Here is a 21,383-nt window from a genome sequence, read left to right on the forward strand (position 1 = left end):
TGGGGCAAGCAGGCGGCACCCCCACCACGCGTCAGACGCGTAGTTTCCTCCTTGTCCAGGGGAGGAAGCGAGCTCCGAGCATTCTCAAGTCAGGTGGAGCACCTGACGGCTCGGAGAATGCGTAAGACAAAGAGCTAGAAATCGAACTGCATGCGCATCGCATAAGCATCGCCCTTGCCGGTGGTGCCATTGAGCGTCGCCGGCGCCACCGCGAGCGGCGAGTTGGTGCCCTTGAAGCGGATATAGTTGAAGAAATAGCGCAGGTTCGAATTGAGGTACCAATTGATGCCGGCGGTATAGGTCTGCGCCTTGTGCGGCGTGGCCGACAGATCGAGATCGGTCAGGTTGAGCTGGTCGTAGCGTACCGCCAGTTCGAACGCGCCCCAATGGCCGTGGCCATAATCGAAATCGTTGAACGGCTTCACCCGATCGACGACCCCGCCCTTGAAGTTGCGCAATTCGCCGGTGATGAAGAAGGTCGCGAAGCCGTAATAACCCGAGAAGTCGAGATCGGGCACGAAGCCGTAGCGATCGACATGCAGGTGATCATATTCGCCCTGCACCGAGAATGGCCCGAACACGCCCGCCGCCTCGCCGCCAATGAAGGTCGCCGAGCGGACGCCGCGGGTCTGGCTGCCGATCGGGCCGGTCGTGATCGGCCCGAGCGCGACCGATTCGATATTGCCGCCGTCGACGCGTGTGTTGGGACGATCGGCGAGCGTGATCGCCTTCCCGGCGAAGTTGCTGACATGATAGGCGGAGGTGCCGAGGTGGAGCACGCGGCCGGTATCGTTGATCGGCTCCCACGTGACGCGGCCGTTGACGCCATAGACCTCACCCGGCGTCTGCGTGTTGCGCTGGACCGCCTCGCCCGCGCCGAAGATGCCGACCGTCGCGATCAGCTTGGGCGTCGGTGCGAAGGCGACCGTCGCGCCGACGCGGCGTTCCGCCCCGACCGCGCCGAACGCATTGTTCGCCATGCCGCGCTCGAGGAAGGTGTTGAGCGCATCGGTCGTGTTGGCCTCGAGCCCGTAGGGCGCCTTTTGCTGGCCGATCGTGAAGGTCAGCTTGGGGATGCCGGTATATTGGATATAGGCGTCGAGCAGGTTGACCGTGTTCTTCACATATTCGGCTTCGATCCGATATTTGAACACGCGGAAGGCGGTGCCGTCGAAACCGAAGCGGGCGCGGCGGATATCGGTGCCGTTGTTATAGTCGTAGCCGCCGGCGCGCTCGTGATAGGCGGCATAATCGATCTGGAACGTGCCGCGCGGGTGGAAGCTGAACGAGTCGGTCACGTCGGCGAAGGTCGGCGCGACACCCGGCTGGACGCCCTTGGCGGCGCGCACCTCGACCTTCTGAACGCGGGTCGCGGTCTCGGCGGCCTGCGTCTCGAGCTCCTTGTTGCGCGCTTCGAGCGCGTTGACCTTGGCCTCCAGCTCGTTGAGCCGATCGAGCACCGCATCGCCGGTCCTGGTAGGCGCGGTGGCAGGACCATTGTCCGCGGGTACCAGCGTATCGAGGCCCGACGACGCCGCAGTCGCAGCAGGCGGTGTCGATGTCTGGGCGAAAAGCGGCGTGGCAAAGGCGAGCGCCGAGGCGCCGCCAAGCAAAAGCTGGCGAATCATTGTTTTCCCCTTCGAGTCTTCAGGCGGTGGCCGGGCGGCTCATGCGGTCGCCCGGCCGCGCGCCGTCACTTCTTCGCGTCTTCGAACACCTGATCGAACAGCCCGCCATCGTTAAAGTGGGCTGCCTGGGCACGCTTCCAACCGCCGAAATTGCGGTCGATCGTCAGCAGCGGCACGCTCGGGAACTGCGCCTTGTACTTGGCGGCGACGTTGGGATCGCGCGGGCGGTAATAATTGCGCGCGATGATATCCTGGCCCTCGGGCGTGTAGAGGAATTTGAGATACGCCTCGGCGACCTTGCGCGTGCCCTTCTTGTCGACCACCTTGTCGACCACGGCGACCGGCGGTTCGGCGAGGATCGAGATCGACGGCACGACGATCTCGAACTTGCCCTTGCCAAGCTGGTTGACCGCGAGGAATGCCTCATTCTCCCACGCGAGCAGGACATCGCCCTGGCCGCGCTGGACGAAGGTGGTGGTCGCGCCGCGCGCGCCGCTGTCGAGGATGGGCACGTTGCGGAACAATTTGGTCATGTAATCGCGCGCGCCCTGGACGGTGCCCGTCTTGCGCTGCGCATAGCCCCACGCCGCCAGATAGTTCCAGCGCGCGCCGCCGCTGGTCTTGGGGTTGGGCGTGATCACCTGGACGCCCGGCTTGATCAGATCGTCCCAATCCTTGATCGCCTTGGGATTGCCCTTGCGAACGAGGAAGACGATCGTCGAATAATAAGGCGTCGAATTCTGCGGCAGCCGCGCCTGCCAATTGGCCGGCAGCGCCTTCGCCCGGTCGGCGATCGCATCGATATCGGCGGCGAGCGCGAGCGTGACGACATCGGCCTGAAGCCCGTCGATCACCGAGCGCGACTGCGCGCCGGAGCCGCCATGGCTCTGCTTGATGACGACGGTGTCGCCGGTCTGCGCTTTCCACTGCTTCGCGAAGGCCGCGTCGACGTCGCGATAAAGCTCGCGCGTCGGATCGTAGGAAACGTTCAACAGCTCGACGTTTGCCGCCGACGCCGCGACGCTGGTGATCGCCATTGCCCCGGCCACCAGCGCACCCAAACCCCTGGACACGAATCGCACCCTTATTCTCCTATTCCCATCAGAGTGATAGGAAATATAACATTACAAAGGCGAAAGCCCAGGGAAATCGTGCGCGCGCGGCCAAGCTTTCCTGCGGGGGCAGGAAAGGTGGGGTTTAGGGAGGGGGCCGGTTCGTTTTGGCTGGATGACGGCAGCCGCTCGCTTCATCCACCCGTCACCCCGAACTTGTTTCAGGGTCCACCATGCGTGCCGCACTGTCCGTGCAACTTGCCTGGTGGATGCTGAAACACGTTCAGCATGACGAAAAATGCCTTCTCGGCGAGAGGGCCAAAAAGGTTTTAGTTCAGCAGCATCGATGTGCTGCCGCGCGCGATCAGGCGGCCGATCGCGTCGAACAGTTTGTTCATCGCAACCGGCTTCAGGATCACCTCGTCGGCGCCCTGATCGATACAGTCGCGGCAGATATCGAGCGCAGTATCGGCGGTCACCACGATCACCGGCACCGCGGCCTTGGCATCGGCGCGCGCGCGGATGTGGCGGATCGCGGTAAGGCCATCCATCCCGGGCATGCGCAGATCCATCAGCACGATATCATATTCGCGCTCCTCGATCATGCGCAGGCCGGTCTCGGCATCCTCCGCCTCGTCCATGCTGGCACCCGCGACCGTCAGCATGTCGCGCACGACCCGCCAATTCATCGCATCATCCTCGACAAACAGGATGTTCACTTCAGCAGGCTCCAAGGATGCGCGTCAGGCGGCGATATCATGGCTGGCGGCCTCCCGGTGATAAATCAATTCGAGTGCATTCAAAAGTTCAGGCGCCGCGATCGGTTTGGCGATGAGTTGGGCACCGAGCGCGCCCAATGCTTCGATGACGGCAGCATCGGGCGTGGGCCACAGGATCGAAAGACGCGCGCGTTGCGCATTCGCGGCTTGGGCCAGCCGGCCGACCACCGCCAGATCGAGCTTGAGCGAGGCGGCATCGGCCAGGATGTGATCGATCGCACCATCCGCGATCAGCGGCAGCGCCTCGTCGAGCTCCATCACGACCTGCAGCTGGCGGACGCGCGGCGTGAGCAAGGCGCGGAAGATGCCCTGGCTCAGCGGGTTGGCCTCGATCAGCATCAGCCGGGCACGCGCGAGGCTATCGATGTCGCTGCGTTCCTCGACCTCGATTTCGACCGGCACGACCGACCTCTCGAGCGGGATATCGATCGTGAAGATCGATCCGGCACCAAGCGTACTCGTCACGTCGATATCGCCGCCCATCGCACGCGCGAGATTGCGGCAGATGGTGAGCCCCAACCCGGTGCCACCGTGGCGGCGCGTGGTGCCGCCGTCGACCTGGCGGAAGGATTCGAAAATCTCCTCCAGCCGATCGGGCGGGATGCCGATGCCGGTGTCGAGTATCTCGATCTGGAGATGCTCGGCCGCACCGCGCTCGACCGCCTTCGCCGACAGCCGCACCTTGCCGCGATCGGTGAACTTGATCGCGTTCGACATGAGATTGAATACGATCTGCCGCAACCGCACCTCGTCGGCAATGATTGCGGCCGGCGCCCCCTCGAGATCGAGAACGATCGCGATCTGCTTGGTCTTCGCCTGCCCTTCCCAGACGGTGGCGGCATCCTCCAGCAAGCGCTTCAGGTTCATCTCGGCGGGATGGATCCGCAATTCTCCGGTCTCCATCTTGGCGACGTCGAGGATATCGTCGACCAAGGCCCGCATCGTCTGCCCGGCACCATGGACCAGCTCGATCCGCGAACGCACCACCGCATCGGTGGTCTTGTCCGCCAGCAGCACCTGCGTCATGCCCAGAATACCGTTCAGCGGCGTCCGGATTTCGTGGCTGGTGGTGGCGAGGAATTCGGTCTTGGCGGCGAGCGCCTTGGCCAGATCATCGTTGGTCGTGCGCAAGGTGGCGTTCGCCGCGCGCACCTGATCGCGGCTGCGCCGAATTGAGATGATGCCGATCACCAGCAGAACGAGCACGATCACGGTCGCAAGCAAGAGCAGCACGAACAGGCGCACGCGGGCGTTGGCGGCATTGGCCTGCGCCTGGGCCTCGCTCGCCTGGAGCTGGTTGATCTTGACGTTCTGATTGGCGAAATCGAAGCGCGCGCCGAGCAAGGCCGCACTTGCCGATGCGGTCAGCGCGCGGCGCTGGTCGTCGAGCTTCTTGAAGGCCTCGAGATGCTGCAACGCCTTCGATTCTTCACCGCGGGCGCGGAATATATCGTAGGCGGTCTGGTGAAAATCCTGCAGCGGCATGCTCGCGCTGACCGCGTCGGCATCGGCGAAGGTCTTGTCGATCAGCGAAGCGGCGCGATCGAGCTGATGCTGGCGGAACGCGATCAGCGCCGCCGTCCCGTAAAGCGCCGGCCGCCATTGTGCCGCGGGCTGGGTCCGCGCGAGCGCGAAGCCGCGATCGAGCGTCTCGGACGCCGCGCGATAATTGCCCGCCTTGGCCTGTGCCTGCGCCAGATTCTGGAGGATGCGGGTCTGGAGCACCGGGCTGTCGAGCTTGACGGCGGCATCGAGCGCGCGGCGATAGGCTGCCTCCGCCTGGGGAAAGCGCCCGAGCTCGAAAAGTGCATTGCCCTGATTATTGTAGGCCGACAGGAGCAGCCCGGGTTCGGCCGAATAGGCATCGATCGATTGCTGGCCATAGCGCAGCGCGTTGTCGAAATCGCCCGCCTCGAAATACATGGCCGAGATATGCTGGAGCGCGACCGCCTGCCCGCGTGGCTGCTTCACGATGCGGAAGATGTTGTAGGCGCGCTGATAATCCTCGAGCGCACGCTGGATATGCCCGGTCATCACCGCGGCGTTGCCGTGCGCGGTCACGAGCTCGCCAAGCAGCGCCGAATCGGGAAAATCCCTGCGTACGCGGGGGAGCGCATTCTCCAACGTCACGAGCGCATCGCGTGGCCGGTTGAGGCTGATCAGTGCTGCGGCCTGTAGCCAATCGGCCATGCCCAGGCCGTAAAGACGATCGCGCGAATCGGGCTTCGCGGCCATTTCCGCTTGAAGCGCCTGCCCTTGCTTCAAGGCAGCGTCGGGATTCGCCATCAGTTGCGCCCTGGCAACGGCGACCCGTTTGTCGATCTGTGCATTTTGCGCCGCAAGGGGCGAAAGGGCGATGATCAATCCCAAAAAGGCCAAAAGGCGCCTGATCATCGTCATCCTGCCTGCACGGGGACCGTATCTAGCCAAAAAAGGTTAACGCTTTTTTGCGATTCGGCCGTTCAGGCATTATCGGCGGGCTTTGCGCTTGCGCCAACCCATCCGTTGAAAAAGAAAAGAACCACACCTCACGGTTGGTTCTGTAATTTCAGATCCATGAGCGAACGGCGGCCGCACGGAACGGCCGCCGTTTCGACTAAAGCTTACTGAGCCTTCCAGGGGCGAATCTCATCGAACTGGGTGCTCCAAGGACGGATTTCGTCGAACTGGGTGCTCCAGGGACGAATCTCATCGAACTGAGCCTTCCACGGGCGGATTTCGTCGAACTGCGCCTTCCACGGGCGGATCTCATCGAAACTGGCCTTCTTGGCAGGCGCCGCCGCCATCGCAGGCATCGCGCCGAGACCGATCGTTGCAACCGCTACGCCGAGCACCAGATTCTTCACCACCTTGAACATCAACGCCTCCGTGTGCGCGCATGCCAAAGGGCCGCGCTCATCACGTAGATAGCGCGTAAGAATGGTTACTGCAAGTTAAGATTAATTCATTATTAACCAAATCTGGTGCGGATTACTCGATAAGTGACCGCGTCACTTGTCAACGTTAACCTTTTTCGGTCCGCTTTCCTAACCAATTGAATCCTGTAGGGATACGGTCGACGGCGCCGTTCTCCCGTGCGTCGAGGAATGCCCGAAGCTCGCCCAACAGCATCGGCATCGCGAGCAGAAATCCCTGCACGACATCGCAGCCCATAACCTTGAGCAGTGCCATTGCTGCCGGCGAATCAACACCTTCGGCGGTGACCTCCATATCCAGCGCGTGCGCCAGATCGATTGTCGAGCGCACCAGCAACGGATCGCGATGGCTACTCGACAGCCCCGAAATGAACATCCGGTCGATTTTCAACTCGTGCGCGGGCAATTGCTTGAGATACGCAAGACTTGATAGTCCCGCGCCGTAATCATCGATCGCGATCTTGATTCCTGCATCGGCAAATAGATGAAGATTGCGCAGAGCACCGTGCGGGTCCGCAATCATGGCAGTCTCGGTAATCTCGAACCCGATCGGTCCCGCAGCTTCGCGCACCGTCGCCAGCGCCCAATCGGCGAAGTCGCGGTCGGCCAGAACCTTGGCCGACAGGTTGACGTTGAATGCCAGCGCGTGGCCGCACGCCGCCAGACTCTTCTGTTCGCGGATCGTCTGACGAATCACCCATTCGGTGATACGCCGCATCTCGCCGCGTTCTTCGGCGAGACCGATGAAATCATTGGGGCCCACCAATCCACGCGTCGGATGCTGCCAGCGCACCAGGGTCTCGACCGCCGTGATCTCGCCGGTGCGCGCGCGCATCTTCGGCTGATGGACGATGAACAGCTCGTTGCGCACGATCGCCGCATCGAGATCCTCCGCCAGACTGGATGCGGTTGCGGGCGTGCCCGGTGCGCCGGGCAGCCGCGCGATCGTGCGCCATGCCCCCTTCCAGATCGTCTTGAAATTGTCGCGCCAGCGGTTGCCAAGGCGCGCACCGATCCACCCGCCAACAGCCAGCGCAGCCAGCTCGGCGACGATCAGCAGGAGGATTAGGATCCAGAAGTTGATGGTCGGCACCTCGTCAGTTGCACACGGAGCTGTAAAAAAGGCGTTAAGCTTCTTTTGACGAGCGAGGGCAACGGAAATCCGCTTCCACCAGAATGGAAATCGGTACCACTCGGGAAAATCACGGTGGTCGGACGCGCCTCACGCGCCGCTGCTGGATCAGCGGCGCGAGTGTCGCTAAGGGAAGAATCGGACGCAACACATACAATCTTCGACATGAAGAGGAGGCCTTGAAGTGAGCACGACGACGCAGACCACGGCAGCCGCGAAGGACCTGCTGGGCCTCTATTCGGTCGAGGTTACCGGACGCGACAAGAAGGGCATCGAGGCGGCGCAGCAAATGGCGCCCAAGGGCACCGAGGTATTCGTCGCCAATCTGCCAAACGACAATATGGACCGGCTGGTCGCCGCCTGCACCGTGCTCGGCAAGGCCGGGCTCACCCCGGTGCCGCACATGGTCGCGCGCAATACCGCCAGCAAGGAAGAACTCGACGATACGCTTGCGCGCCTGGTCGGCGAGGCCGGTATCACCCGCGCGCTGATTCTCGGCGGTGACCGCGATACGCCGGTCGGTCCGTTCGACGCCTCGATCCAGCTGATCCAGACCGGCCTGTTCGAAAAGCACGGCCTCAAGAAGGTCGCGATCGGCATCCATCCCGAAACCCATCCGCGCGTGCCCGACGAGATCATGCACGCCGCGCAGCCGATCAAGGTACGCGAAGCCGAATCGCGCGGGCTCGAAGTCTATCTGGTCAGCCAGTTCGCATTCGAATCGCAGCCCTTCATCGACATGGCACGCCGCCTGCGCGCCGCCGGCCTGACCAACCCGATTCGCCCCGGTGTCGCCGGCCCGACCAGCACTGCCAAGCTGATCAAGTTCGCGCTGATGTGCGGTGTCGGCGCGTCGCTGCGCGCGCTGCGCGAAAAGGAGAATCTGGCGGGCAACATGCTCTCGGGCGAGACGCCGGAAGCGCTGATCGCCGAATTGGCCGCGGCGCAGGCGGCCGAGCCGAGCCTCGGCTTCGACAGCATCCACTTCTTCACGTTCGGCGCGCTCGACAAGTCGGTCGAGCTGGCGGAGCAGCTCAAGCGCGCCTGATCGCTCGCTTGGGTGACCGAAAAGGAGGGCGGGGCGTGCCGAGCGTCCCGCCCTTTTTCGTCGCTTGCTCCCGATCGGCGACGCGGCCTATCCCGGCATCATAACGATAGCCGGAGAGGGCCCATGAAACGCAGCGTCGACCGCATCCTCACCACGCATGTCGGCAGCATCCCGCGCCCGCCCGAATTGCTCGAACTCGGCGGCACCGCCACAGGCGAGCCGGTCGACCAGGCCGAATATGACCGGCGGCTGGCGGCGGCGATCGCCGATGTGGTGCGCCGGCAGGTCGAGGTGGGCATCGACGTCGTCAACGATGGCGAGTTCGGCAAATCGAGTTGGGCGAGCTACATCCTCGAACGGATCACCGGCTTCGAACATCGTCCGAACGACCGGCGCGTCCCCGAATGGATCGGCGCCGATGCCGAACGCTTCCCCGAGCATATGAAGATCGCTTTCCCGGGCGCGATCGACGGCATGCCCGTCGATGCCTGCATCGGCCCGATCGAATATCGCGGGCAGGATGCGATCGGCCGCGCGATCGCGGATCTCAAGGCCGCGATCGCCATCACCCCGCCGCTGGAAGCCTTCATGACCGCGGTGGCACCGGCCAGCTCGGCCTATGACGGCATCGACGAATATTATGCGAACGAGCGCGATTATGTCTTCGCGATCGCCGATGCGCTGCGCGAGGAATATCTGGCGATCCACGAAGCGGGCCTCGTGATCCAGGTCGACGATGCGGTGCTTGCCAACATGTACGACGCGCTCGTCCGCAAGAGCCCCGAAAAATACCGGCAATGGGCCGAACTGCGGATCGACGCGCTCAATTACGCGCTCGAGGGCATTCCGGAGGATCGGGTGCGCTATCATATCTGCTTCGGCAGCTGGCACGTGCCGCACACCTCCGACGCGCCGCTCGAGAAGATCGTCGACCTGATCCTGCGCGTGAATGCCGGCGCTTATTCGATCGAAGCGGCGAATCCGCGCCACGAGCACGAATGGCGCGTGTGGGAGCGGGTGAAACTGCCGAACGACCGCATCCTCATTCCCGGGGTGGTCACGCACCACACGGTGACGGTCGAGCATCCGCAATTGGTGGCGGACCGGCTCGTCCGATTCGCAAGGCTGGTCGGGCGCGAGAATCTGATCGCGGGCAGCGATTGCGGCTTCGCCCAGGTCGACTGGGTCCAGCGTACGCACCCCAAGATCATGTGGGCGAAATATGAATTGCTGGTCGAAGGCGCGCGGATCGCGAGCAAGCTGTTGTGGGGGTGACCACTATTCGTCACCCCGGGCTTGACCCGGGGTCCCGCTTCTTCTGTTTTGCCGAATGGTAGCGGGACCCCGGCTCAAGGCCGGGGTGACAAATGATTTTGATTGGGGACGGGGCTACGCCTTCCGCGCCGCGATATGCCGGTCGAGCACGCGCGCCAGCACCGTCATCGGCACATTGCCGCCCATCACGACCGCGTCGTTGAACGCCTTGAAATCATAACGCGGGCCGAGCGCCGCCTTCACGCGATCGCGCTCGCGGTTGATGATCGTGTGGCCGACCTTGTAGCCGCAGGCCTGCCCCGGCCACGAACAATAGCGATCGATCTCGCCGGTGACCTCGTCGAGTGACGAGCCGTTGGCATCGGCCAGCCACTGGATCGCCTGACGCCGCGTCCAGCGCTTGGCATGGATGCCGGTATCGACCACCAGCCGCCCCGCGCGGAAGGCGAGGCTCTGGAGGTAGCCGAGCCGCTCGATCGGATGGGCGTCATAGGCGCCGAGCTCGTCGGCCAGTTGCTCGGCATAGAGTCCCCAGCCCTCGTTATAGGCGTTGAAGCGCAGCAGGGTGCGCGCGAGCGGCTGGGTGAAGACATATTGGCCCTGCCAGCCATGACCGGGGATCGCCTCGTGATAGGCGAGGTCGGGCAGCGAGTAGGTGGTCCAGCGATGCGGGGTGAGCAGGTTGATCCACAGCCGTGCCGGCACCTTGCCGTCGATGCTGCCCGCGCCGCCATAGGCGCCCGCCGCCCCGGGCTCCTCGGCGAGCGGCAGGCGCTTGACCTCGACATCGCCACGCACGAGCGTGTTGAACGCGCGCGGCATCTGCGTCCTGATATGGTCGATGCGGTCGCGCAGCAGCGCGACGATCCGGTCGCGGCCGGTATCGTCATCGGGGAAGGTGAAGCGCGGATCCTTGCCGAGTGCGGCCAGCCGCGCGCCGACCGGTCCGCCTGCATAGCCGAGCCCCTTCAGGATGACGTCCATCCGCCCCTGCAGATCGGCCATCTGATCGAGCCCCATGCGGTGGACCTCGTCGGGGCTGAGCCGGGTGGTCGTGCCCGCGCGCAAAGCCCAGGCATAATAAGCCTCGCCCTGCGGCAGCTTCCACACGCCGGCATCGGCAGTGGCCTGCGCGCGGTGGCGTTCCATCTCGGCAATCTGGCGTGCAAGCGCGGGCGCGACCTTGTCCCGGGCGATCGCGGCCGCGCGCGCGGCATAATCGCCGGGCATGTCCTTGGTGCGCCGCACGAGCGAGGTGACGAGACCCCAGCGCGCGACATCCCCCGACGCCGTGCCGCGCAATTGGCCAAGCGCCGTATCGAGCAGGAAATCCGGGGCGGTCACGCGTTGCCCGCGCGCCGATTCGAGCCGGCCGGTCTCGCCGTCGAGCTGTCCGGCATAAGCCTCCATCCGCGCGAGATAGGCGTCGGCATCGGCCGGCGTCGCGATCAGGTGGTTGCTGTCGAGCAATTTGGGCGTGTCGAGGAAGGCGCCGACATTCTGGACCACGACGTACGGCGAGTTGCGATAGCCGCCGATCGCGACATCGCCGTACGGAAAGGCGAACCCGTCGAGCGCCAACCCATAGGCCTCCTGCACCACCTCGACATGGGTGCGTACCTCGCCGCTCAGCCGATCGAGCGGGACCGCCCGCAACTGCTGGAGCGCATCGCGCAGATGCCCCGCGACCGCCTGCTGCCCCGATGCACTCTTGTCGCCCAGCTGCGATTTGAGCGCGACGCGCGCGCCCTTGTCGAGCCCGAGCTGGGTCGCGTCGGCCGGATGATCGGCCAGCAGGCGTTCGGCGACGCGATCGAGGATGGCGAGCGCCTGCGCGTCGGCGGGGCCGGGCGTTTCGGCAGCGGCCGGAAAGACCGCGAGGGCGGCAACGCCGACGGTTGCGGTCAGCAGGTCCCGGCGTGTCATGTCCATTCGCTTCGCCCTTTCGACTCGACTGGCCGGCGCTTAACCACCGCGGCCGCATAAAAGAAAAGGGGCGGATGTCGCCATCCGCCCCTTCCTTACCGGTTCGGCGAGAGCCGAAGATCGAACGCTTAGGCGGCGTTGACCTTCAGGCGCCAGCCGCCCTCATACTCCTCGCGAGCGACCTTGGAGTAGGGGATCGGGCTGACGATCGCCGGGACGTCGATCTGCTGGTGCGGCTCGACCGTGGTCTTCTTGGTGCCGCCATTCTCTTCGCCCCACACGACCTTCACGTCGTCGCCGATCTTGATGTCGGGGTTGACGGTGGCGAGGCTGAGCGCCGCCTTCTCGTTCCAGCTGTAGCCGGTGAACATCGAGACGCCGACCGTGTCGCCGTTCGCGTTGACGACCGCATCGTAGTTCGAGTTGGCATAGTTGGCGAGCGGCAGATCGAAGAACTTGTAGGTCTTGCCATGCTCGGCGGTGAACAGCGAGCTGTAGATCTTGCCCATCGTCGCGCCGTCCCAGGCCAGCGTCACCTTGTGGCGCTGCGTGCTCTTGTCGAGCGCTTCCAGGGCCTCGCGGCCGTGGAAATCATGGTCGAACTTGACGAACGGGCCGTAGCCGATCTCGTACGGGTTGACGTAATAGTCTTCGATATTCTCGGAGACGAACGAGCCGCCGAGCGCGCCGGTGGCTTCGTACGAGGTGGCGGGCAGCCACTCGCGATAGGCCTTCAGCTTCTCGCCGGTGTAGATGGCGGGGAGCGGCGAGGGGATCCAGCCCGACTCGAGCGTGTTCGACGGATAGGCGCGCGAACCGACCGGGATCAGGCCGAATTCCTTGCCGGCCTCGAGGATCGCGGCGCGAATCTCTTCGGCTTCCTCGTACGGACCCCAGATTTCGAGGCCCGGCGCGCCGGCCATGCCGTGGCGGAGCGTGCGCACCGTCTTGCCGGCAATGTTCATGGTCGCCATGTTGAAGAAGCGGAGCTGCTCGACGGGGCCGCCGTTGAGCTTCTCGATCACGTTCCAGGCCTGCGGGCCCTGGATCTGGAAGCGCCAGCTGATGCGCTTCACCGGCTTGCCCATCGGGCGGCCCGGCGAACGATCGTCATAGACCAGATCGACGTCGTAGCCGCCGGTCTCGGCATGGAACTTCAGCCAGTTGGCGGCCGGCGCGCGGCCGACATAGACGAGCTCTTCCGGCGCGAGATAGAAGAGGATGCCGTCGCCGATCACATGGCCGTAGGGCGTGGTCGGGACATATTGCTTGGCCTGGTTGACCTTGAAGTTGGCCATCGAGTTGATCGCGGTGTCGCTGCAGAGCTTCAGCGCGTCCTTGCCGCGGATGTAGACGTCGACCATGTGGTGGGTCTGGTCGAACAGGACGGCGCTATGCTGCCATGCCCATTGCTCGTCGCGCCAGTTGGAAAATTCGCCGGCGACGACGGGATAGATGTACGCACCGACCTGCGAATTGCGCAGCATGTGGACCGGGTTACCGGCGGCCTGAAGCACTTCCTCAAGATTCGTAGCAGCCATGATCTAGGCATCCTCCAGATAGTGTCACCAACCCCCCCGAAGCCTGTGCTGCCGGTGAGAGAATAACGGCCCGGGTCCTATTGGGTTCGCGGACAACTTGCAAGGCGCTGGCGACCGAAATATGTATGTGTTGCGTACAATTTCATGAATGCGTGACGGGGGGCTGGAAGCCCGCTATGCGCATCGCCTATGTGAAGAATCGCGCACGCGAAGTTTCAGTGCGCAGAGAGGGAGCCCGTGGATAACATTTTCATCCTTACCCTGTCGTGCGAGGACAAGCCCGGAATCGTCGCGGCCGTCGCCGGCGCGCTGGCCGATGCCGGTGGCAACATCAACGACGCACAGCAGTTCGACGCGCCCCAGTCGGGCCTCTTCTTCATGCGCGTGGTCTTCACGATGGACGCCGACAAGATCGAGGCGTTCAAGACCGGCTTCGTGTCGGTCGCCGATACGTTCGGCCTGAAGTGGGAGATTCTCGCCAAGGGGCATCGCCGCAAGGTTCTGCTGATGGTCTCCAAGTTCGATCACTGCCTGATCGACCTGCTCTATCGCAACCGCATCGGCGAGCTCGAGATGGACGTGGTCGCGATCGTCTCGAACCATCCCAAGGAATCGATCCGCGCCGACATGATCGGCAACGACATCCCGTTCCATTATTTCCCGATGGAGAAGGGCAAGAAGGCCGAGCAGGAGGCCGAGATCAAGCGCGTGGTCAACGAGACCGGCGCCGAGCTGATCGTGCTGGCGCGCTACATGCAGATCCTGTCGGACGATCTCGCGACCTTCCTGTCGGGCCGCTGCATCAACATCCACCACAGCTTCCTGCCGGGCTTCAAGGGCGCCAAGCCCTATCACCAGGCGCACACGCGCGGCGTGAAGATGATCGGTGCGACCGGCCATTACGTCACCGCCGATCTCGACGAAGGTCCGATCATCAGCCAGGACGTCGAACATATCAGCCACGCCGATACGCCCGAAGACCTGGTTTGCAAGGGCCGCGACATCGAGCGTCGCGTGCTCGCGCGCGCGGTGCGCTGGCATCTCGAGGGCCGCGTGTTCGTCGCGGGCAATCGGACAGTCGTGTTCCGGGATTAAACGTATATCACCCACCTTCCGCTACCCCGCACAAGACGGGCTGCGGAAGGTGGGCGCTTCGGCAAATCGACATCCGGCGCCTGCCGGAATCAGAATGGAGAAGGATTCCCATGGCACGCATCGTCGGCATGATCGCCACCTCGCATACGCCCACGATCGGCTTCGCCTTCGACGGCAAGAAGCAGCAGGATCCGGTGTGGAAGCCGATCTTCGACGCCTATGAGCCGATCAAGGCGTGGCTCGCCGAGGTGAAGCCCGACGTGCTGTTCATGACGTACAACGATCATGTCACGTCCTTCTTCTTCGATCATTATTCGGCCTTCTGCCTCGGCATCGGCGAGGACTATGCGGTCGCCGACGAAGGCGGCGGCGTGCGCGGCCTGCCGCCGATCAAGGGGCATTCGGCGCTCGCCCGCCATATCGGCGAGCATCTCGTCGCGAACGAGTTCGACATGTCCTTCTTCCAGGGCAAACCGCTCGACCATGGCTGCTTCTCACCCTTGTCGGTGCTGCTCGACCAGGACGGCGAAACATGGTCGCTGCCGATCATCCCGCTGCAGATGGGCGTGCTGCAATTCCCGGTGCCGTCGGCCAAGCGCTGCTGGAAGCTCGGCCAGGAACTGCGCACCGCGATCGAGAGCTACCCCGAGGATCTGAAGGTCGCGGTGCTCACCACCGGCGGCCTGTCGCATCAGGTCCATGGCGAACGTTCGGGCTTCAATAACCCGCCATGGGACGCGAAGTTCATGGAGCTGCTGGAGAAGGATCCGGTGGCGCTGACGCACATGACGCACGCCGATCATGCGACTTTGGGCGGCATGGAAAGCTCCGAGGTCATCATGTGGCTGGTGGGGCGCGGCATGCTGTCGGCCTCGGTCAAGTCGCTCCACCGCAGCTATTACCTGCCGTCGATGACCGCGATCGCGACGATGGTGCTGGAGAACCAGGCCGAGCCCCTGTCCGAACGCGAGGCCGCCGCGGCGCGCGCAAAGGCGGCGGAACAGCTGGCCGGTGCCGAGGCGCTCGAGGGCACCTATCCGTTCACGCTCGAACGCTCGGTCAAGCATTACAAGCTCAACAAATTCCTCCACGATCTCGTCATCCCCGCGCATCGCGAGGCGTTCCTCGCCGATCCGGAAGCCCTGTTCGAAGTCATGGGGCCTGCCCGAGAACGAGCGCGCGATGATCCGAAACCGCGACTGGATCGGGCTCAACCGCTATGGCGCGATCTTCTTCGTGCTGGAGAAACTCGCGGCGGTGGTCGGCACACCCAATCCGGCGATCTACGCCAATTTCAACGGCATGAGCCTGCCCGACTTCCTCGCGACCCGTAACAGCCAGGTCGTCTATGGCGTCGGCGGCAAGGACACCCACGACAAGGTCGACGCCACGGTCAACTGAGGTGCATTAAATCCTCCCCATGCGCAGCATGGGGAGGGGGACCAATTCTCAGAATTGGTGGAGGGGCCGCCGTCAAAGACGGCGGTCTGCGATCGCCGCCCCTCCACCACCAGCCTGCGGCTGGCGGTCCCCCTCCCCGAGCTTCGCTCAGGGAGGATTTAGTCAGAGAATCACATGCCCCTCATTATCGATCGCCTCGCCCAGCGCATCGAACAGGGCATTCATCGCCACCGGCTTCTGCAGCACCTGATCGGCGCCCGCCGCGAGGCTGCGTTCGCGCAGATCGATCGCGGTATCGGCGGTGATGACGATGATGGGGATCGTAGCCTTGGCATCGGCGCGCGCGCGAATGCAGCGGATCGCCGATAACCCGTCCATTCCCGGCATGCGCAGATCCATCAGCACGACGTCGTAATGCGATTCGTCGATCATGCGCAGCCCGGTCTCGGCATCCTCCGCCTCGGCCATATCGACGCCAGCGATCGTCAGCATGTCCTTGACCACGCGCCAATTCATCGGGTCGTCTTCGACGAAAAGCACTTGCATAGATCCGGCAACTCCCGAGCCGAGCTCTAGCGGGCCTTGGTTAAGGCTTAATTGTCATCCCTATCGATCAGTCATGCATGATTTCGGAATATTCAGCGAAGTGCGCCACGCTCCGCGCGGCGGCGCACTCGGTCACGAAGCGCCTGCGCTACGACCGGTCCCTCGTCGCGCACCTTACGCTTGACGAAATCGACCAACGCCCCCAGCTCCAGCGGGCGGGCAAGATAGAAGCCCTGCACCAGATCGCAGCCCATCACCTGCAGCAAGGCCAGCGCCTCGGGTGTCTCCACCCCCTCCGCCGTGACCTCCATCTCCAGCGCATGCGCCAGATCGATCGTCGAGCGCACCAGCAACGGATCGCGCTGCCCGCTGGCGAGCCGCGAGATGAAGATCTTGTCGATCTTGAGCTCCTGCACGGGCAGCCGTTGGAGATAAGCGAGCGACGAGAAGCCCGATCCGTAATCGTCGATCGACAGCCGGATGCCGGCGGCCGAGAACGCCTCGAGATTGGCGAGCGCGCCTTCTGGATCGTGCATCATCGCGGTTTCGGTGATCTCGAACCCGATCGTGCCGTTGGCGGCGGCGATCCGCGCCAGCGCCATGTCGCGAAACTGACGATCGGCCACCAGCACGCCCGAAATATTGATGTCGATCGCCAGATCGACCCCGATCCGCGCGAGCAGCGCCTGATCGGCGATGGCATGGCCGAGCACCCATTCGGTAAGCGCGGCGATATTACCCGATTCCTCCGCCAGGGAAATGAACTGGTCGGGCGGGATCATCCCGAGCGTCGGGTGAGGCCAGCGGAGCAGTGCCTCGGCCGACGCGACCTCACCGCTGCGGCTCCGGATCTTGGGCTGATAATGGAGCGTCAGCGCGTCATCGCGGATCGCCTGTTGCAGATCGCGCATCAGATGCAACCCATCGAGCGCCGGGCGGAAATCCTCTTCGTCGGCCAGGAGATAGGGCGCCCGCGCCTCGCGCGCCTGCTCGAGTGCCTGTTCGGCCATCTCGACCAGCTCGTCCGAAATCGGCAGATCGCCCGCATCGATCGCGCCGATCGTAACCGTGCGGCGGAAGACATAGCCTGCGATCGTCGTCTCGGCGGCGAGATCGGCCGAGAGCTGCATCAACAGATGCTCGGCTTCGGCCGCGGTTTCGCACGAGAAACTCAACTCTACCGCATTTCGCCCGGGCCAGGCCGCGCTCGGCACGGGCAACAAAGCACGGATGTCGGTTGCCAATCCTTCGAGCAGCCCAACCGCGCGCGAATAGCCGATCGTCCGCTTGAGCGCGGCGAACCGGTCGATCGCGACGATGGCGAAGATTGCGCGCACGTGCTGGTCCAGGGCTCCCGACGCGCCGCTTCGCATGCGACGCAAGGAACGGCCCTATCGTGAAGGTATTCCCGCGACGTTAACGCGTCTCATCCGAACGGTCGGCGATATGCTCGATTCATCGATCCTGGTGGCGCTAATGCCCGATTTCGACGCCGTCAGCCTGAGGCCCGCGCGGCGGTAGCTGATAGCCGTTGCGGGTCATGCTCGCTTCGGGCCGTTTCTCGCACGGGACGCAATCGGGCCAGTAGAGCGGGGGCGTGCGGCCGCTCACCGGATTGCGATAATCGAACCACATCGGCACGATGCCCGGCCAAGTGATGGTGGTGCCGACCCCGCCGCGGAAACCTTCCTCGCGCCGGCCGAGATCGGTGATCGGGATATCGGGCGGATAACGCTGCATCAGCGGGCTCGCGGGCGGGCGTTCGCCCGCGGGCGGCTCTTTGGCGCCAGACCAGCTTTCCTGCCAGCTCGGCATCACGAAATAGGGTTCGTCGATCGTGAGCGACCACATCCGCCAGGCGCCATCCTCCCACACCACCTGATCGTTGGGATACATGCCGGTCTGGATCGTGCCGGCGCGATTGGGCTTGCCTCCGGCCTTGTCATATTTGCCGGTATTGGGGTGGAACAGATAGGTGCGCAGCGTGCTCGATCGCCCGTCGTGCGACACCAGCACCACCGGCTGGATGCGCCAGTGAAAGGCGATGAAGGCGCGCTTGACCGTCTTCGGATCCTTGGCCGCGCCATAGGTGGCGGTCGCCGCCCCCGCGATCCGGTCGCGCCCGAAATAATATCCGGCGAACGGCGACTGCTTGTTGCCCTTGATCGCGAAGATCCGCGCCATTTCGGGCCACTGGCTGTCGTCGAGATAATAACCGTAGGCGGCCGAGACGTTCTCGGTGCCGTCGAAGGCGTAGGAGCGCATGTAGCGGCGGCGCAGATCCGTCAGGCGCGCTGGCGGCAGCGCGCCTGGGGCGATCGCACCGGTCAGCGGCCGTGCGGCGAAGAGCGTCCGGCCGGGCGCCGCGACCGCCTTGCCGGTGACGGGATTGGGCCCGAGAAACGGCGGCAGCGCAGCCAGCTTCGGGCCGCCGATCCCGCCTTCGCCCCAACCGGCCTTGTAATCGGCCTTCACCAGCGGCTGGATACGCAGCTCGCGGATTTTCCAGACCCCGCCGTCGCGCACGAAGCGATTGCGGAACACGCCGATCTCCCAACCCGCCTCGCCCTTGTCTGCTGCGCCCAGGAGGCCGAGTTCGGTGCCGCGCGCAAGGGCTTCGCCGCCGCCGGCTGAGACCCTCACGATCGCGTCGAAGATCAGCCGATCGTTGAGATCGCCATGGCCGAGCCCGGGCGGCCCCATCCGTTCGAGCGCCTTGCGAATGCCGGCCGGCCCCTTGAACGTGCCGACCCCGGCAATCTCGATCACGCCGTTCGCGGCGAACAGATCGACGACATCGTCCCACATCCGGCGCTGGACGTAATAACCATAAGCATGCTGCAGATTGCGGACATCGTCCTCCGCATTCAGCGCCGCGATGCGCCTGCCGAGCGCAGCCAGCGTCGCTCCGCTCTTCGGCGCCGCGCCCGATGCCGCCGGGATCGGCGTGCCGACCGTCTCTGGGGTGAAGTGGAAGGGTATGATCGGCAGGTCCTGCTGGCCGACATTGCTCCACCCGTCCGCATACGTGCCTTCATATTGCGGATAATAATGGAGCGTCGCGATCGTCCAGCGCCCGCCTTCGCGGACATAGTCGTTCTCGAAAATGCCGCCTTCCATCCAGGTCCTGCCCTTGCCGTCGCCGGTAAGCGCCATGTTGCCCCAGCGCGCCTTGGCGGCAGTGCCATCGGGGGAGAGATTGACCAGGGCATTCTCGGTCAGCACGGTGTTGAGCGCGCCGGGGGTGAGGCCGGCCGGGCCGCCGCGTTCCTCCAGCCACCTGCAAATCGCCGCACGGCCGACGATTTCCCGATCGCCCCACAGGATGCGGCCGCGCGTACCGAACAGATCCGCCATCTCGCCCCACAGGCCGAACTGGGCATATTGCGCGTAGGAGCGCTGCAGATCCTTGACCGCGCGCACCAATTCCAGGCTGCCGACATCGCGCGCAAGGCGATCGATCGAATCGGGCTGTGCGGGGGGTGCCGGCTGCGCCCCCGTCGCGACCAGCAAGGCCGCCAGCATCCCCACGAGCGTGCGCGCGATCATCCGCCATCCTCTCACGATGTATTTGATCGTCCGCTTCGCGCGGCACGGCACGCTTTGGCAACCGGCCGTTCGGCCAGAGCCGCTCCGGCCTCAAGTGAGAGCCTGTTCAGGCAAATCGCGGCCACCAACGCCGTTCGTGTCGAGCGAAGTCGAGACACGTTAGCGCGGAACATCCCTCGACTGCGCTCGGGACGAACGGGTCAGCGTACGGCTCTAATGCGCCGCATGCCCCGCGATCGTGTCGCGATAAAGGGGCCAGTTGCCGCTGATCGTGTCGACGACGCGTGATCCGACCATGAACGCCGCGTCGAGCGAGGCCTGCATCGCCGACAGGCCCTTCAATTCGGCGGTCAGGCTCGTCGCCGCGTCGGGGCCGCCGGGCGGCGGCATCGTATAATTGCTGGCGGTGCGCAGCACGAGCAGGCGTTTGGGATCGGCTTTCCCCATCCGGCCGAGCGTCGCCAGCGCATTGGCGACTCCCGTATCCTCCATGCCCGTCATCACGAACGGCTCGCCATTATCAGTCCAGTAGGCGACCCATTTCTCGGCATGCGCGGTGAGCAAGGCGCCATGCCAGAAGGTCTGCCCGGTCGCCTCGGCGCCTTTCAGCACGGCCGGCGGCGTCTGCGCGGCCGGGAAGCCCGGATAGGTGGCGCGGATCGTCTTCAGCGCATCGCGGTCGGGCAAGGCGACATCCTTGGTCAGCGCGAACGCCCAGTCGCGCAGCGGCTTGTCGAGCGCATACAGATTATACTGCGGATCGCCGCGCGGCGCCTGATAGGGTTGGGCGCGATCGCGCGGGAAGGTGCCGGTGGGCCAACCCGCGGGCGCCTCGCGCGGATCGACCCCATAGCTGTAATCGGTATCGACGACATCGCCGATCCACGCCGCCGATCCGACCGATCCCGCCTTGGGATCGACCCCGGCGATCGCCGCGACCATCCAGTAAGCGTGGCGCAGATCGAAGCGCGGATCGAGCCCGAGCGCCATCGTCGATACCGCTGCGCGATTGGTGCCCATGCCGGTCGACAGCAGCAGCATATGCCGTTTCGGATCGTAGCGCAGATGGCGATAGCCGGCCGGGAACGGCATCACCTGCGGTGCCACCCCCGCCCACGCCTGATATTCGCCGGGCCGATCGCCGATATCCTTGCCGATCTCGAACGCGGTGACGACCACGATGCGAACTTCGATCGGACGCGCCGCGGCGGGCGCCAGGCCCGCGAGGAGCGCGATCAGGCCCAGAAGTGAGAAGCGCCGAAAGAATCCCAAAATTGCCCCCACCCCCGTCTTGTCATGCTGAACTCGTTTCAGCATCCACTAGGCGGCTTGCACGGACGGTGCGGCACGCACGGTGGACCTCGAACACGTTCCGGATGACAATGGGGAGGCTATCATATTGCTGCAGCTGCGCAAGCGGATGGCCGCTCGCTTTCAAGAGTAGACGGGGGGCTCGCATTGCGTCACCTTGGCCCGGCTTCGCTGCGGCGCAGTAT

General features: G+C 64.4%; 15 protein-coding genes and 2 pseudogenes. 5 read left to right on the forward strand and 12 right to left on the reverse strand.

The window, feature by feature from the left end; genetic code table 11:
• Positions 1-134: 134 nt before the first annotated feature.
• The 6 genes from AB4Z44_RS16805 to AB4Z44_RS16830 all read right to left on the reverse strand — a co-directional run bounded on the left by AB4Z44_RS16805 (position 135) and on the right by AB4Z44_RS16830 (position 7,245).
• Positions 135-1,628: an OprO/OprP family phosphate-selective porin gene (locus tag AB4Z44_RS16805; RefSeq protein WP_404710833.1), complete on the reverse strand. Its 1,494-nt coding sequence runs from the start codon at positions 1,626-1,628 to the stop codon at positions 135-137.
• 65 nt (positions 1,629-1,693) lie between these two features.
• On the reverse strand, positions 1,694-2,665 hold the full coding sequence (locus AB4Z44_RS16810; RefSeq protein WP_404714260.1) for a sulfate ABC transporter substrate-binding protein: 972 nt from the start codon (positions 2,663-2,665) through the stop codon (positions 1,694-1,696).
• 344 nt (positions 2,666-3,009) lie between these two features.
• Positions 3,010-3,399, reverse strand: coding sequence for a response regulator (locus AB4Z44_RS16815; RefSeq protein ID WP_404710834.1), 390 nt, complete (start codon positions 3,397-3,399; stop codon positions 3,010-3,012).
• A gap of 24 nt (positions 3,400-3,423) precedes the next feature.
• Positions 3,424-5,745 (reverse strand): ATP-binding protein, encoded by a 2,322-nt coding sequence (locus AB4Z44_RS16820; protein WP_404710835.1) that lies wholly within the window; start codon positions 5,743-5,745, stop codon positions 3,424-3,426.
• 317 nt (positions 5,746-6,062) lie between these two features.
• Entirely contained in the window at positions 6,063-6,317 is a 255-nt protein-coding gene (locus AB4Z44_RS16825) for a hypothetical protein (protein WP_404710836.1), read from the reverse strand.
• 145 nt (positions 6,318-6,462) lie between these two features.
• Entirely contained in the window at positions 6,463-7,245 is a 783-nt protein-coding gene (locus tag AB4Z44_RS16830) for an EAL domain-containing protein (RefSeq protein ID WP_404710837.1), read from the reverse strand.
• 445 nt (positions 7,246-7,690) lie between these two features.
• Between AB4Z44_RS16830 and AB4Z44_RS16835 the strand changes: the two genes are divergently transcribed.
• Entirely contained in the window at positions 7,691-8,554 is an 864-nt protein-coding gene (locus AB4Z44_RS16835) for a methylenetetrahydrofolate reductase (protein WP_404710838.1), read from the forward strand.
• A gap of 123 nt (positions 8,555-8,677) precedes the next feature.
• Positions 8,678-9,829 (forward strand): epoxyalkane--coenzyme M transferase, encoded by a 1,152-nt coding sequence (locus AB4Z44_RS16840; RefSeq protein ID WP_404710839.1) that lies wholly within the window; start codon positions 8,678-8,680, stop codon positions 9,827-9,829.
• Positions 9,830-9,943: 114 nt separating this feature from the next.
• Here the strand turns inward: AB4Z44_RS16840 and AB4Z44_RS16845 are convergent, their stop codons facing one another.
• Positions 9,944-11,761, reverse strand: coding sequence for a DUF885 domain-containing protein (locus AB4Z44_RS16845; protein ID WP_404710840.1), 1,818 nt, complete (start codon positions 11,759-11,761; stop codon positions 9,944-9,946).
• A 122-nt stretch (positions 11,762-11,883) separates the two neighbouring features.
• Complete coding sequence (locus tag AB4Z44_RS16850) at positions 11,884-13,296, reverse strand: aminomethyl transferase family protein (protein ID WP_404710841.1); 1,413 nt, start codon at positions 13,294-13,296, stop codon at positions 11,884-11,886.
• Positions 13,297-13,533: 237 nt separating this feature from the next.
• Between AB4Z44_RS16850 and purU the strand changes: the two genes are divergently transcribed.
• The 3 genes and pseudogenes from purU to AB4Z44_RS16865 form a co-directional block, all read left to right on the forward strand.
• Positions 13,534-14,391 (forward strand): formyltetrahydrofolate deformylase, encoded by an 858-nt coding sequence (gene purU, locus AB4Z44_RS16855; RefSeq protein ID WP_404710842.1) that lies wholly within the window; start codon positions 13,534-13,536, stop codon positions 14,389-14,391.
• Between the two features lie 128 nt (positions 14,392-14,519).
• Positions 14,520-15,503 (forward strand): annotated as a pseudogene (locus tag AB4Z44_RS16860) (gallate dioxygenase); the annotation flags it as partial.
• 70 nt (positions 15,504-15,573) lie between these two features.
• Positions 15,574-15,666, forward strand: a pseudogene (locus AB4Z44_RS16865) (hypothetical protein); the annotation flags it as partial.
• A 288-nt stretch (positions 15,667-15,954) separates the two neighbouring features.
• On the opposite strand, the gene AB4Z44_RS16870 reads toward AB4Z44_RS16865, so the two are convergent.
• The 4 genes from AB4Z44_RS16870 to AB4Z44_RS16885 all read right to left on the reverse strand — a co-directional run bounded on the left by AB4Z44_RS16870 (position 15,955) and on the right by AB4Z44_RS16885 (position 21,159).
• On the reverse strand, positions 15,955-16,338 hold the full coding sequence (locus tag AB4Z44_RS16870; protein WP_404710843.1) for a response regulator: 384 nt from the start codon (positions 16,336-16,338) through the stop codon (positions 15,955-15,957).
• Between the two features lie 92 nt (positions 16,339-16,430).
• Positions 16,431-17,675 (reverse strand): EAL domain-containing protein, encoded by a 1,245-nt coding sequence (locus AB4Z44_RS16875; protein ID WP_404710844.1) that lies wholly within the window; start codon positions 17,673-17,675, stop codon positions 16,431-16,433.
• A 136-nt stretch (positions 17,676-17,811) separates the two neighbouring features.
• Complete coding sequence (locus AB4Z44_RS16880) at positions 17,812-19,887, reverse strand: nuclear transport factor 2 family protein (protein WP_404710845.1); 2,076 nt, start codon at positions 19,885-19,887, stop codon at positions 17,812-17,814.
• A gap of 213 nt (positions 19,888-20,100) precedes the next feature.
• Positions 20,101-21,159, reverse strand: coding sequence for a purine nucleoside permease (locus tag AB4Z44_RS16885; protein ID WP_404710846.1), 1,059 nt, complete (start codon positions 21,157-21,159; stop codon positions 20,101-20,103).
• Positions 21,160-21,383 lie beyond the last annotated feature (224 nt).

The organism is Sphingomonas sp. MMS24-J13 (assembly GCF_044905095.1).
GTDB lineage: Bacteria > Pseudomonadota > Alphaproteobacteria > Sphingomonadales > Sphingomonadaceae > Sphingomonas_I.